Consider the following 12,039-nt stretch of genomic DNA (forward strand, 5'->3'; position numbering starts at 1 on the left):
AACATGGAGACGCGCTATTGGTGAGCTATGGCACGGCTGAACATCCGCGCCACCTGCTCGTCGACGGTGGGCCATCCGAATCAAGCAAGACATTGTTGAGCGTGCTAGAAAAAGCATGCGTGGACGGTATCTTGAAGCTAGAAGCATTAGTGGTCACTCATTATGATCTTGACCACATTCAGGGCGTGATTGAATTGCTTGAAAAACTACCTCCGTGGCTGCAAATCGAAGATGTTTGGTTCAACGGTTACCATCACCTGGGCGCCTCAGACGCTTTAGGGGCAAAAGAGGGGGATGCGTTGTCCGCCCTCATACGCAACCTTGGGTTGCCATGGAACAAGTACTTTAAAAAGGGCGGGGCCGATAATGTAGGTCGAGCTGTTATGCAAAATTCAGATGCCGTCAATCTGCCAGGCGGGCTCGAAATCCGGGTTCTGTCGCCTGATCAGAGCGGGCTGTCTGCACTTAACAGGGTTTGGAAAAATCCGGCGATACCGCCTCCCGAGCCAGAAGATATGCCAAGAGATGTTCTCGGCCGTGACGACTCATGGCCGCCGGGTGAATTTTCTGCAACACGCGTTCACTTGTTTACGTCAGATCGCTCAGTATCAAACCAGAGCAGCATTGCCTTACATATAACCTTTGATAGTAAGCATGTGCTTCTCGCCGGGGACGCATTTGCAGACGTGGTGACGGCGGGTCTTCAACTGAATGGTCCGAGCGTCGAGAACTTCGACCTTTTGAAGGTTTCTCATCATGGCAGTAAAGGAAATACTCACATGAATCTGTTAGCGCTAATAGGGTGCAAACGTTTTTTGATCAGTACCAATGGGAAATCGCACAAGCACCCCGACCATGAGTTGATAGAGCGTCTCGTTGCAAATGGCCGAAGTCCGGAAATTATATTTAATTACGACACTGGGTGGTCAGGGAAGTGGAAGCAGCGCCCTGCAGGCTGGCCTTTCTATAGTACTCATTATCCAAAGCACGGCGATCATTTTGTGGAGGTCCTAATCTAGGTTGCTGCCTTCGTCGGACTGCCATCCCTTTGTTGGCCTGCCTCTGAAACCAGAAAGCCAGGCTCGGCGGTAGTCCCGCAATTCTATGCCGTTAAGTTGCCGTTTTCAGTTCTGGCAGTTGAACACCCTGCGCGCTAAGTTTGATTTTAAGAGCTTTGTACTCACCACAATCTCTACTGCTGGTGCTTCTGCTGTTTTGCTCGCGGCTTTAGGGTGGCTATTAAGGAATTGGATAAGCGAGCGTCTGCGCGCCAGCATCAAGCATGAGTATGATGCCCGACTGGAGATAATCAGGGTTGAACTGAAGGCGCAGTCAGATGCTCACCTGACTTCGATGAAATCAGAACTGGATCGCCAGGCAGATAAGCTACGGATTGCATCCGCCTCATTCTCCGAGGTGCAGAAGGCTACGATCGCCAAAAAAATCGATGCGGTGGATGCTCTGTGGCGGGGCATTATCGAGTCTCGCGAGGCCTTCCCGAGTGAAGTCTCTATTACCGACATTTTTACAGATGAGGAGATGAAGCTGTTCTATTCCGATCCGAGGATGAGCAAGTATTCAGAGAAAATGGATCGCATTAATGAGTACGATTTCTTCCAAGCCGGTTTCGACTCGGTTCAGTTGATGCGCCCCCATTTAGGTGAGTACACCTGGGCGCTTTATGTGACCTACAGAGCGGTTTTAGGGAGATCTATTTACTTGATAAAAAAAGGAAAGGATGAGCCGTCGAAGCTCGCTTGGCATGAGGATTCCAACATCCAGCGGCTGGTTGGGTCCGCATTTGGTACTGAAGGTTTGGCGGAATTCATGACCCTGCAGGTAGGGCGATACCAGTGGCTCAGTGGGCAATTCGACATTCTGTTGTTTAAGGCAATCGACACCCTCCTTACAGGAAAAAGCTTCAGCGACGCAGCTCTGAAGCAAGCTCAAGAAATGGAGCAGCAGATCATGGTAAGCAAGTCTCGTTCTAGTTGAGCGTTTCTTTGATTCAAAGCACAGTGGTTGTAGAGCACTGCGCGTGGCGGGCAGTTGCCCTGATACCAATGCCAGCGCCTAGCAGCTCCTTGACCCGCTTGTGCAGCTCTTCATCCACCGGGCGCCCCTGATACTTGCCGCTAATCGTCACCATATATACCTATTAAATGCCGACCAGGCTTGACCTCAAACGTTGCGACCTCTCCGGTCGCCATCCGGGCCGCTTTCTTGCCATCAATGAGCACTTGGGCGATACATCCGCCAGATGCCCAGTAGCCGCTCTACCTGGTAATGACCGGTTTTGCGCCAGGCTCAAACTCGACCTAGTGGGAGTAGAGCCGTTGATGCGGTATCGCCCTTGCTTTGGTCGAGTCAATGGGCTTACTGGTGCAGCCTGTAATAGGTGCGGTGGCGGCTACCGCTTGCATGTTCCTGTGCATTTCTCGTTCTCAAGTTGAGTACAGACGGTATACGAAGCCCAGCATCCTCTGACGCTTTGCTTTCCGCTGGGCAATAAAAACCGCCCGGAGGCGGTTTGTGAAAGTGTAGATTAAACGAGTATATTTACATGCTAGTTGTGAAGCGAGATTTTAATATTGTCTCTATCAATGTCATATCTGAGACTTAGCGCCTCGACCGCTTCATCGATTGAAATATTCAGTTTGGGATCTTCTTTCGTACGAATGTTTTCGGATTGTTCGAAAATAGCAAGAACCTCATCATCCTTATCAGAGTCGAGCCACTCCGTCCGACCTCCGTATCCTTCTGCCGAAAAACTAAGTCTAGGATCGTTTTTGAAGCTGGAAAACTCAAGCGTCCAACGGCGTTCATCGTGATTAGGGTATTCAGTAACGCTCAAAACTTTCGCAGCGCAAACAAAACGTCCATTCTCAGCGAACAAAACATAGTTCCAAGTCAGCGAGTGAGCTTTGACGTGCACTTCTGTGACCTGCAATCGCCAATTCCGGCGAGCTTCTAACAAATCGTTTTTGCTTAAAAACTGAACAATACCTGGCATGAGAACCTCCTTGATTTTCTTACCTATAACTTTTCCTCTGCGAAAATGCTAGCACTGATGATCGCGCCGCCCCTTGCCACGGGTGACAAAGGCGGCGATCTGATCGACCTGGTCCGCTACCTGGATCGCGTCACTGACATAGACGCCTGCAACAAACTCGCGGCCTTTCTCTGCGTCGAGCCAGGTAGCACAAGCGTCAAGCCGCCCAGGGTGTTCTATGCCTCTGAGGATGGCGAAGCACGCCCAGTTTGTTCATGACTAGCGATATTGACTCGCACCCGTGACGAAAAGGGCCAAGGCTGAGGCCTGCTTGTGGAGTTCGATGATCCGAATGGGGCAGGCAAGCGCTTCAACATTCCGGCTAGGCTCTGTCTGAAAAAAGCCGTCGCATACACCGCATGACACAAGCCAGCGAGACCATCGCGGCATAACTTTTTGCGAGCTTGTCGAAGCGCGTAACGATTCGGCGGTTCTCTTTCAACCAGCCAAACATGCGTTCGATGATGTTGCGCTGTCGGTATTTGGGCCGGTCGAACAGTCTGGGTAAGCCAGGCTTGGGCTTGCGCTTCATCGAGCGCAGCGGGATGACGGGTTGCATTCGATATTGGTCGCAGTAGCGGCGTAGCGCTTCCGCGTCGTAGCCCTTGTCGGCGAGTAGCCATTTGCAGCGCTTGCGCGGGCGGCCACGTTGGCTCGATGGAATGCTGACCTCGTCCAACAGTGGTTGTGCGTAGCTGATGTCACTGGCTTGACCGCCAGAGAGGAGAAAGCGCAGCGGTGTTCCGTTGGCGTCGCAGAGCATGTGGATTTAGGTAGTCAGGCCGCCGCGACTGCGGCCTAATGCATGATCGGCAGGCTCGTCAGGCCCCCTTTTTCCCCGGCGCCAGATGAGGCTCGGGTTGCGCGTACTGCAGTAGAGTCGATCATCCAGGTTTGCAGATCGATCAAGCCCTGCTCATTCAATCTCAGATGCAGACGTTTGAGCATCTGATCGAAAGTCCCTTGGTTTCGCCAGCCCCGAAACCGTTGATACACCGTTGACCATGGGCCGAAGCGCTCAGGCATATCTCGCCATGCAGCCCCCGAGCAAAGTACTCACAGCACGCCATCGAGCATCAGTCGGTCGCTCAGTCGCTGCCGGCCCCGGCCATGGGTTTCGATGAAGAGATCGGAGACCACATCCCAGGCCTCGTCCGTGAGTTCGTAGCGCCTTGCCATCACAGAATTCCTTTCCGTTAATGGCGCGTGACTCTACAAAATCTCAGCGCTGGAGGAGCGACGATTAGGTTTCTCGGGATTTCGTACAGAGCCTAGTTGATCCCGCACCTGACCAAACTGAAAGTTACGACTCAGGATTTAAAGCACGAAACGTCTCCTTTCCCGACTGATGTTCCAATGACGGGCAGCTATATGGGGTCGAAAGCTGTCCCTCGGGAATGGCCACTTTTGCCGTTTTCTGCCTTCTACTAAAGGCCGCTGTGGGTCGTTTCTGTCGTTCCCAACCTCGCATTTGAAGCAGGCAGGCGCAGCTCTTACTGGGTGTTCACCAATTCCCGCTTCGATTCCACCGAAAGCCATAACTAGCTGATTTGTTTATAGACACTCTATGAGGTACATCAAAAAATCCACCAAATTCCAGCCCCGCGAAAACCGGGCCCTCACGGCCAACAACCGTCCGTCTGTCTCCGCACCAGATATCTGATTTCTAGCTGTCTGAGGCCTCTACGAAATACCCAACAAATCCTGCCTTGTGTGGGCTTTGTTGTTTCTGGTTGTTTCTGATGTCTTGTTGTCTCTCTGCTGGTCCAGGGATTGAGTATGGATGTTCAGGTGGTACCATAGATAAGTATTACGGATAATGGAATTCATGGAGTGTCCAGTGTGAAAAAATGGAGGTTAGTATTAATCGGTACAGTTTCGCTGTTCCTCGTAGCCTGTGAGAAAGCACCCTCTTATGAGTTCGAGGGCACATACTTCATAACTGAAGGTGAAAACTGCACGATTCCGGCAAGTGCGGAAGACAACAAGAATTATTTTTTAGAAATAACCAGGCACGTACACACTGGAAGCGTGTCGTACTCCGCCAAGCTCCCATCAGTTGCAAAAGCCGAAATGCCCATTATTAGCGTGCAAAACGCCTCGCCAAGCAAAGACAATGAACTCACGTTCACCTTCACTCACGCTAAGGTATCAGGCGCCGTGCCGGGGAGCTCAAAGATGAGCTTCGAAATTTCTGTAGTTCCTAATAAGAACAAGGAAAACCATCTATGGCTAACAAAACAAAAGGCCATCATGGTTCGGGACGAGAAAGTAACCGAGTACGATGTTCTTGATAATTTGAGAAGATTTTTCGAACTCGGGAAGGCAGGGGCTTGCTTGAGAAAGGGAACAGCGGCAGGCTGAGTGCAACAGGGAGGCGGTGTTGGCGAGGATAACCAGACGCGTTCAACCTCGCCCGCTACCTTTCGGTCATTCGCCAAACAGCGCCTTGGTGTATTTTTTGGAGACGGCTCCGGATCGCTCTCCGTTCGCGCCGTAGTAGCGATCTTCGCGACATAACCGCTCTTTCACGTCGCAGAATATCCCGTTGGCGAAGGTGAATTCGGTCAGGTCAACGTCACTCGATGTGAATACGTCGGTCGTCGCTGCTTTCTTGCCTAGGTACTTTTCCGTTAGCTCGCGGGAGATGCCTTTGTCGTTGGCGCACACGTAACGGTCGCAGAGCACGCCCGACTCTGGCGTTTTCAGTGCGGCTCGCTGTTTGGCCTGTGCGGGCATCACGCCCACGGCCAGCAGCAGCGCCAAAGAGAACAGTAGAGGTGATTTATTCATACTCATTGGACTTCGTTCAGTGGGTTTCAGATTTACGCAAGCCACGGCGCTGCAGGTTAGTAGACCATGTTAAGGCAAAGAGGTTTCTGCGAGACTAGGCGATTCATTTGCCGTCGCCAAATCCTCGATCAATGCCTTCGCCATCCCACTGAGAAAATGAGCCGCACAAGTCATCGCTTCATTCTCTTCAATCATCACGTGATGAGTCAGCTTGTTCACGCAGCCCATCAACAAAGCTGCCTGCTCCAGCACAAATTCCACACTGTGCCCTGGCTCAACCCGAAACAGTCGTTCGGTGGTCTTCCCGCTCGGGCCTTCGCCGAAGGTGCCGACGCCTATCGTTTTCACAATTGAAGCACGATCTTCGTTCATCAATACCTCCCAAAGCAGGCAGCCAGCATTGCCCAGGCAACACTGGCGCTCTTCTGAAATTGACCTCAGTGCTTCAACTGAACCTTGCTCAAAGCCACTTCAATCAAGCTTCGGGCGTGTTCGATCTCATGCATGGTGGCCAAGGTCAGTACTTGCTCAGGCGGCCTGGGATGGAGCAGCACTGTCTGCTGAGCAATAGTCAGCGCGCGGACCAAATATCCGGAAGTCTGGACGAGAAGGTCTTCAAGGGATTGGTTGGGATGATGCGGTGGGTCGGGGACGATTTTGAGCATGCGAACCTCTAGAGTCATCGAGGCTGCTACAGACCTGCTGTCAAACAAGTAGGTGGCAGCGGTACGCGGGTTGACAGACCGAGGACTCTAGAAACTCGGCGCACACGAGGTGCCCCACGTACTGCCGCCATAAAGCGTGCACGTGTTCTAGAGATCTGGAGGCCTGTCAAAGCCTGTCGTTAAAGGTCAACGACCGGTCGAGACTAGAGTGAGGCCAATGCCATCGCAATGGTTTACGCGCGGCAAAAGTATGATTGGGAAATGGACTACATGGAATCAGGAAATTCTGAAGATTTCCGCCGTTAACGTACCGTTCTCGCGACTATTCGTTACAAATCCACGTTCCACGCTGGTGACCCTGCCATCACCCACGCCATCATAGGAGGTCACCGCAACCTGGCCTGTCCAGGCGCTGCGTTTTATACGAAGGGCAACGAAAGCCCTCTTTTTCTGCTGGGGCGATGGATGAAACAAGGGCGAGTGTGGGCGCTGATGTTGATGGTTGCGGTCTTGTCGGGCTGCGCCACGGCGCCGCCGAGGGATCAGAACAATCTGTGCAATATCTACCGCCAGTACCCGGACTGGTACGAAGATTCGCTGAAGATGCAGCAGCAGTTCGGCACGCCGCAACATGTGGCGATGGCGATCATGAAGCAGGAAAGCAGCTTCGTCTCCGATGCGCTGCCGCCCCGCGACTACTTGCTGTGGGTAATTCCGTGGGGGCGGGTGAGTTCGGCCTATGGTTATGCCCAGGCTCAGGACCCGGTCTGGGGTGAGTACAAATCCGGCACCGGCAATGGCGGCTCGCGCGATAACTTCGATGACGCGGTGATGTTCATCGGCTGGTACACCGCCGGCACCCAGCGCCAGTTGGGGATTTCCAAGTGGGATACCTACAACCAGTACCTGGCCTATCACGAAGGGCGCGGCGGTTTTAGTCGTGGGACTTATCGCAGCAAGCCGTGGCTGATGCAGGTGGCGCGCAAGGTGGAGGCGCAGTCGCGGGTCTATGGCGCCCAGCTCAAGGCCTGTCGCCAGGAGCTGGAAGATGATCGCGGTTGGTTTTAGACCGTTCGGCGCAGCAGCGGGCGGGTCTTGATCAGCCCCGCCGCAAGGGCCGCCAGAATCAGGGCAATGGCGATGCCTTCGTTGCGCTCGATGTGGTGGCCGAGCATGACGATGGAGCCGGCGATGCCGAATATCGGGATCAGCAACGACAGCGGCGCAACGGTTGAAACCGGGTATTCGCGCAGCAACAGGTTCCAGCCCCAGTAGCAGAAGTGCGTCGCCGCGTAGACCTGGAACACCAGCGATAGCAGGGCGATGCCCTCAAGGTGGCTGGCCAGGGCGGTGAACGGCGCGCTGCCCTGGCTGAGCCAGGTGAGCAGCAGCAAGGGGATCGGCGGGAAGAGGCTGGCCCACACTACAAAGGCAAACATCTCACGCACTTTCGAGCGTTTGATGATGACGTTGCCAACGCTCCAGCTGAAGGCGCTGACCAGCAATACGCTGTACCCAACGGTCGTCGCCTGGCCGGGGCTGCTGGTGATAATGCAGAGCAAGCCGAGGGCGGCGAGTAGCACGCCAACGCACTGGCCAAGGCTCATGCCTTCGCGAAACAGCAGCACGCCCCAACCCAAGGTGAAGAAGGCACTGAACTGAATCAGCAGGGCAGCGGTGCCGGGTGGCACGCCCAGGCTGATCCCTAAGTTGATCAGCGCCCACATCGCCACGCCGAAAATCAAGCCGTAGGCGGCCAGCCAGCCCAGGGCCACGGGCGGGCGTTTGATGAACAACACCCAGGGCAGGGCGGCGAGGCTGAAGCGCAGGGCGGTAAGCAACAGCGGGTCGATCTCGGCCAGGGCCAGTTTGCTGATGGGGAAGTTCAGGCCCCAGACGGCGGTCACCAGCACGGCGAGCAGCAAGTGTTTTGGTTGCATGGTGTTGTTATCCACAGGCGGGCAGGGCGCAACTATGCGCAATGTAAGTTTGGCCCGCTTGCGCTATCGGGTCGCATATCGGTAGATTCGGGCCATGATTGAAATTGACCCGTCTGAACACATTCCCCGCGATGCGGTGGTGACCGCCGTTGACTATGCCGATGGCCATCACTTCGCGCTGCATACCCACCAGCGCGGGCAGTTCGCCTACGCGGCCTGTGGGGTGATTACCGTGTTCACCCGCCAGGGCAACTGGGTGGTGCCGCCGCAACGGGCGATCTGGGTGCCGGCGCAGGTGCCCCATGAGATGGTCATGAGCGGGCCGGTGACCATGCTCAACACCTATATCAGCAACGAGGCGGCGGCACGTTTGGCGCTGCCGGGGTTGTGTCAGGTGTTTGATGTGTCGGCGTTTTTGCGCCAGTTGCTGATTCAGGCAGCAGCCGTGCCGGCGCTGTATGCGCAAGAACAGCGCGACGGTCATTTGATGGCCTTGCTGCTGCACGAAATCGCCAGCATGGCGCCGCTGTCGCTGAATGCGCCGCTGCCGGATGATCCGCGCCTGGCCCAGGCGTGCCAGCGGCTGTTGCAGCAACCCTCGCTTGAGGTGAGCATCGATGACATGGCCCGGCAGGTGGGCCGGAGCCGGCGTACGTTTACCCGGCTGTTTCGTCAGCAAACCGGTATCAGCTATGTTGAATGGCGCCAGCAGGCATGCCTGTTGGCAGCGGTAGTGCGCCTGGGCAATGGCGAGCCGATCACCCGGGTGGCGGTGGACCTGGGCTATAGCAGCCCGAGTGCGTTCACCAGTGTGTTTCGCAAGGTGCTGGGAGCGGCGCCGAGTCGGTATTTCAGCAAGGATGCGCTATGAATCATGGCGCGCATGCACAGCCGCAACGGCGATGCGCCCTATGGTTCATCCGCCGAAGCGATGTCCTTCTGGTGTGAAACGGCTACCGCTATTGCGATTCGACGCACTGCTGAGGATATGTGTGAAGTGTCGGCGCCTTTGGGGCTTGATGACTTGTTCGCGCTGCTGCTCAGGCCGAGCCGGCGCTTTGTGGTGGATAAGCGGCAGGTTTATGAGGAGCGGATTGCGGGCAAGGCGTGGTTGAGTAAGTGGCCACGGTAGCGGTGTGTTGGCTGATGTCCTTTTGTGGGGTGGCTGAGTCCCTGCAGAAAGCGAAAACCCGATGAAAGCTGGTGGGATCATTTCTCGCTGGGCTCGTACTCGGGTTTTATAGCTTTCGCGGATAAGCCCATCCATGAAATAGTACTAGTGCCATGGAGAGCCAACCTATGAGCGGGTAATCATCCGATGAGTAGTTTTGAATTCTAAGGTAGGTGTATTTTTCATGGTTCACTAGATAGAGGTAGCAACTGCCGAAAAAGACATTGCAGGTCAAGCAGATAAGGAACTTTGTCCAGCCTAGGTCAGCCCCGGTGAAGCGCTTCTTTAATAGAAGTGCTAATGAAATGCCCAGGGTTGCAAACGCGAAAAAAGCAGTAATTATCATTTTTTAATTTCCTCATAGATTCGCGTGCCTGTAATTACATCGCTTATAATCTCAGTGCCTAGTGATACGCTTCCCAAATTTTTGAATCCGCGCTCATAGTCTGATTTCAAGTATCGAAACAATCGCCAGCTGTCTTTCTTTAGAACGTACCGGCTAAGGCCATATACGGAAAGACCTAAATCAACACTACCATAAGCTATATTGCCCTCCCGGCTCTGATGGCCCAGCATTTTTGCTGCATGCTGGTACCCTTTTCTGACCGGCCCCTGCGTATCGTTTCTGCTCAATAATAAGTTTTGACTGTTTTCATAAATGTTGTTCGCTCCATGGGCCATAAGCGGTACGCCAAATAGTACGCACAGGGTTCCCACCGAGGCGTAGCAAATGCCTCCCCCTGCGGCTACTTGAGCCGTACCCGCTGCCAGGCCCAACCCTTTGTTGAAAATTTCGCCCGACTGGCTAAGCAAACTCCGCTGCTCTTCCTGGATTTCTCTAAGCCCTTCCTCAGGGCTCAAGCGTCGCTGCTCGACATCATCGACCACGCGCTTGGCGTAGTACGCCAGCTCGCGGTTGAATTGCATGCGTACACCATCATCCTGAAGATGTCGGGCACTGATCGAGCAGGCGTAGCTGGTCAGGCGTGCGGCGGCGCTACTGACTTCCCATAGATCGTGTGAGCGCAGTTCAGGTTTTTTCTTCATTCGCTCCATTGCTCGTCCCCCCAAAAGGCATGACCGCTGGTGCCTGCCAGGTGATGAGTCCAGAAAATGTCGCGATAGCGGATGGCAAGGTGTTCCTGGGCATTCATGTCGTGCTGGAGAACCGCGTGGGGTACATCGATTCTCAAATCGACGACCATCCCGCCCCTGAGTTCTATGGTGTAGTACTTCTCATGGTGGCCGCTGGAAGAGATTCGAAAGAAGTTGATCAGGCACTTCAGCTCCTCTCGATTGGCCAGCGCCTGAGCCAGTAACGGTGATGCCTTGTCTATGTTTTTAGTGATGACAATCGGGCGGTGGGTAGCGTTCTGGGTGTTGCCGAGGTTGGAAAGGTTATGACTGTACGCCAGCACCATGATCTCGTCGCAATGCCCGGACTGATACTTGTTGCCCATTGAATCTGCGGTGGAGCAGCCAGCCGAGATCAACCCTTGCTGCCTGCCGGTGATGGTCATGTATCCATGATTGGCCATAAGCGTTACTCCCTGTAGTCAGAGAGCGCAGCCTAGATTCGAATAAGCAGATGGGTATGTAGGTCGTTTCCGAAAATTGTTGCTTTGGCCTGAAAGATTTACGCCCAGCCAAACAACTCACAAGCATTACCCGTACTCACCTCCGCCAACCGCTCAACCTCAATCCCCATGATCGCGGCCAGCGCCTGGGCAATCTGCGGTAGGTGCTCCGGGCTGTTGCGCACGCCGGGGAACATCACCGGGGCCATGTCTGGCGCGTCGGTTTCCAGCACCACGCTGTCGAGCGGTAACTGTGGCAGCACCTTGTGCAAGCGCAGCGCCTGCGGCCAGGTCGCGGCGCCGCCGAGGCCGAGTTTGAAGCCGAGCTTGTGGTACTCGCGGGCTTCTTCGACGCTGCCGGCGAAGGCGTGGATGATGCCGCCGCGCTTGAGTTTGTAGCGCTTGAGCGTGGCGATCACCACGGCGTGGCTGCGGCGCACGTGCAGCAGGGCGGGCAGGTTGCAGTCCGCGGCCAGTTGCAGCTGGGCTTCGAACAGCGCTTGCTGACGCTCGCGGTCGAGTTCGGGCAGGTAGTAGTCCAGGCCGAATTCACCGACGGCGCACAGCTGACGCTCGCCTTGCAGGCGGGTCAGCCAATCGCCCAATTCGACAAGGTGCTCGGGGCGGTGCTGGTCTAGGTAGACCGGGTGCAGGCCGAACGCGGCATAAAGTTGCGAGTCGCTGCGCACCAGGTCCCAGACCCGCTGCCAATTATCCTGATGCACCCCCAGCACCACCATGCGCTCGACGCCGCCGGCCCGGGCGTTGGCCAGCAGGGCCGGGCGGTCGGGGTCGAAGTCTGGAAAGTCCAGGTGGGTGTGGGTGTCGATCAGGCGCATGT

Annotated in this window: 14 protein-coding genes and 2 pseudogenes; 6 read left to right on the forward strand and 10 right to left on the reverse strand. The window is 55.1% G+C overall.

The window, feature by feature from the left end:
- Positions 1–20 precede the first annotated feature (20 nt).
- The gene (locus BLR26_RS27075; protein ID WP_176794214.1) at positions 21–1,019 is read left to right on the forward strand and encodes a ComEC/Rec2 family competence protein; all 999 of its coding nucleotides are present in this window, start codon (positions 21–23) and stop codon (positions 1,017–1,019) included.
- Between the two features lie 118 nt (positions 1,020–1,137).
- A complete protein-coding gene (locus tag BLR26_RS07535) occupies positions 1,138–1,995 on the forward strand; it encodes a hypothetical protein (RefSeq protein ID WP_256326701.1) in 858 nt (285 codons plus the stop codon).
- 13 nt (positions 1,996–2,008) lie between these two features.
- Here the strand turns inward: BLR26_RS07535 and BLR26_RS27435 are convergent.
- The 3 genes and pseudogenes from BLR26_RS27435 to BLR26_RS07555 form a co-directional block, all read right to left on the reverse strand.
- A pseudogene (locus BLR26_RS27435) lies at positions 2,009–2,137 on the reverse strand (serine recombinase); the annotation flags it as partial.
- Positions 2,138–2,566: 429 nt separating this feature from the next.
- Positions 2,567–3,013 carry a hypothetical protein gene (locus BLR26_RS07545; protein WP_093379474.1) on the reverse strand — a complete coding sequence of 149 codons (447 nt, stop codon included), beginning with the start codon at positions 3,011–3,013 and terminating at the stop codon, positions 2,567–2,569.
- Between the two features lie 361 nt (positions 3,014–3,374).
- Positions 3,375–4,231 (reverse strand): annotated as a pseudogene (locus BLR26_RS07555) (IS5 family transposase).
- 654 nt (positions 4,232–4,885) lie between these two features.
- Between BLR26_RS07555 and BLR26_RS07560 the strand changes: the two are divergent.
- The gene (locus BLR26_RS07560; protein WP_256326702.1) at positions 4,886–5,416 is read left to right on the forward strand and encodes a hypothetical protein; all 531 of its coding nucleotides are present in this window, start codon (positions 4,886–4,888) and stop codon (positions 5,414–5,416) included.
- A 66-nt stretch (positions 5,417–5,482) separates the two neighbouring features.
- Here the strand turns inward: BLR26_RS07560 and BLR26_RS07565 are convergent, their stop codons facing one another.
- The 3 genes from BLR26_RS07565 to BLR26_RS07575 all read right to left on the reverse strand — a co-directional run bounded on the left by BLR26_RS07565 (position 5,483) and on the right by BLR26_RS07575 (position 6,510).
- Positions 5,483–5,851, reverse strand: a complete 369-nt coding sequence (locus BLR26_RS07565) for a YcgJ family protein (protein ID WP_256326703.1) — start codon at positions 5,849–5,851, stop codon at positions 5,483–5,485.
- A gap of 63 nt (positions 5,852–5,914) precedes the next feature.
- A complete protein-coding gene (locus BLR26_RS07570) occupies positions 5,915–6,217 on the reverse strand; it encodes a DUF3077 domain-containing protein (RefSeq protein ID WP_093379485.1) in 303 nt (100 codons plus the stop codon).
- A 65-nt stretch (positions 6,218–6,282) separates the two neighbouring features.
- Positions 6,283–6,510, reverse strand: a complete 228-nt coding sequence (locus BLR26_RS07575) for a hypothetical protein (protein WP_045197124.1) — start codon at positions 6,508–6,510, stop codon at positions 6,283–6,285.
- Positions 6,511–6,975: 465 nt separating this feature from the next.
- On the opposite strand from BLR26_RS07575, the gene BLR26_RS07580 reads away from it, so the two are divergent.
- A complete protein-coding gene (locus BLR26_RS07580; protein ID WP_045197126.1) occupies positions 6,976–7,578 on the forward strand; it encodes a transglycosylase SLT domain-containing protein in 603 nt (200 codons plus the stop codon).
- Here the strand turns inward: BLR26_RS07580 and BLR26_RS07585 are convergent.
- Positions 7,575–8,450: an EamA family transporter gene (locus BLR26_RS07585; protein ID WP_093379488.1), complete on the reverse strand. Its 876-nt coding sequence runs from the start codon at positions 8,448–8,450 to the stop codon at positions 7,575–7,577. The two genes, BLR26_RS07580 and BLR26_RS07585, sit on opposite strands and share 4 nt — an antisense overlap.
- Positions 8,451–8,544: 94 nt before the next feature.
- Between BLR26_RS07585 and BLR26_RS07590 the strand changes: the two genes are divergently transcribed.
- Positions 8,545–9,321 (forward strand): AraC family transcriptional regulator, encoded by a 777-nt coding sequence (locus BLR26_RS07590; RefSeq protein ID WP_093379491.1) that lies wholly within the window; start codon positions 8,545–8,547, stop codon positions 9,319–9,321.
- Between the two features lie 3 nt (positions 9,322–9,324).
- Complete coding sequence (locus BLR26_RS07595) at positions 9,325–9,582, forward strand: nucleotidyltransferase family protein (protein ID WP_093379494.1); 258 nt, start codon at positions 9,325–9,327, stop codon at positions 9,580–9,582.
- Positions 9,583–9,963: 381 nt separating this feature from the next.
- Here BLR26_RS07595 and BLR26_RS07605 read toward each other — a convergent pair whose 3' ends face one another.
- From BLR26_RS07605 to BLR26_RS07615, 3 genes are all read right to left on the reverse strand, one after another.
- On the reverse strand, positions 9,964–10,677 hold the full coding sequence (locus tag BLR26_RS07605) for a DUF4225 domain-containing protein (RefSeq protein WP_256326704.1): 714 nt from the start codon (positions 10,675–10,677) through the stop codon (positions 9,964–9,966).
- Positions 10,665–11,159, reverse strand: a complete 495-nt coding sequence (locus BLR26_RS07610; protein ID WP_093379509.1) for an Hcp family type VI secretion system effector — start codon at positions 11,157–11,159, stop codon at positions 10,665–10,667. The genes BLR26_RS07605 and BLR26_RS07610 overlap by 13 nt, the downstream gene beginning before the upstream one ends.
- A gap of 98 nt (positions 11,160–11,257) precedes the next feature.
- Positions 11,258–12,037 carry a TatD family hydrolase gene (locus tag BLR26_RS07615; RefSeq protein WP_093379513.1) on the reverse strand — a complete coding sequence of 260 codons (780 nt, stop codon included), beginning with the start codon at positions 12,035–12,037 and terminating at the stop codon, positions 11,258–11,260.
- Positions 12,038–12,039: the final 2 nt, after the last annotated feature.

The organism is Pseudomonas sp. UC 17F4, assembly GCF_900101695.1.
Lineage (GTDB): Bacteria > Pseudomonadota > Gammaproteobacteria > Pseudomonadales > Pseudomonadaceae > Aquipseudomonas.

Bases quoted from the DNA above. Each gene is read 5' to 3' on its own strand.
- BLR26_RS07545 (WP_093379474.1), bottom strand. From the start codon at position 3,013: ATGCCAGGTATTGTTCAGTTTTTAAGCAAAAACGATTTGTTAGAAGCT.
- BLR26_RS07565 (WP_256326703.1), bottom strand. From the start codon at position 5,851: ATGAGTATGAATAAATCACCTCTACTGTTCTCTTTGGCGCTGCTGCTG.
- BLR26_RS07570 (WP_093379485.1), bottom strand. From the start codon at position 6,217: ATGAACGAAGATCGTGCTTCAATTGTGAAAACGATAGGCGTCGGCACC.
- BLR26_RS07575 (WP_045197124.1), bottom strand. From the start codon at position 6,510: ATGCTCAAAATCGTCCCCGACCCACCGCATCATCCCAACCAATCCCTT.
- BLR26_RS07580 (WP_045197126.1), top strand. From the start codon at position 6,976: ATGAAACAAGGGCGAGTGTGGGCGCTGATGTTGATGGTTGCGGTCTTG.
- BLR26_RS07585 (WP_093379488.1), bottom strand. From the start codon at position 8,450: ATGCAACCAAAACACTTGCTGCTCGCCGTGCTGGTGACCGCCGTCTGG.
- BLR26_RS07590 (WP_093379491.1), top strand. From the start codon at position 8,545: ATGATTGAAATTGACCCGTCTGAACACATTCCCCGCGATGCGGTGGTG.
- BLR26_RS07595 (WP_093379494.1), top strand. From the start codon at position 9,325: ATGGCGCGCATGCACAGCCGCAACGGCGATGCGCCCTATGGTTCATCC.
- BLR26_RS07605 (WP_256326704.1), bottom strand. From the start codon at position 10,677: ATGGAGCGAATGAAGAAAAAACCTGAACTGCGCTCACACGATCTATGG.
- BLR26_RS07610 (WP_093379509.1), bottom strand. From the start codon at position 11,159: ATGGCCAATCATGGATACATGACCATCACCGGCAGGCAGCAAGGGTTG.
- BLR26_RS07615 (WP_093379513.1), bottom strand. From the start codon at position 12,037: ATGCGCCTGATCGACACCCACACCCACCTGGACTTTCCAGACTTCGAC.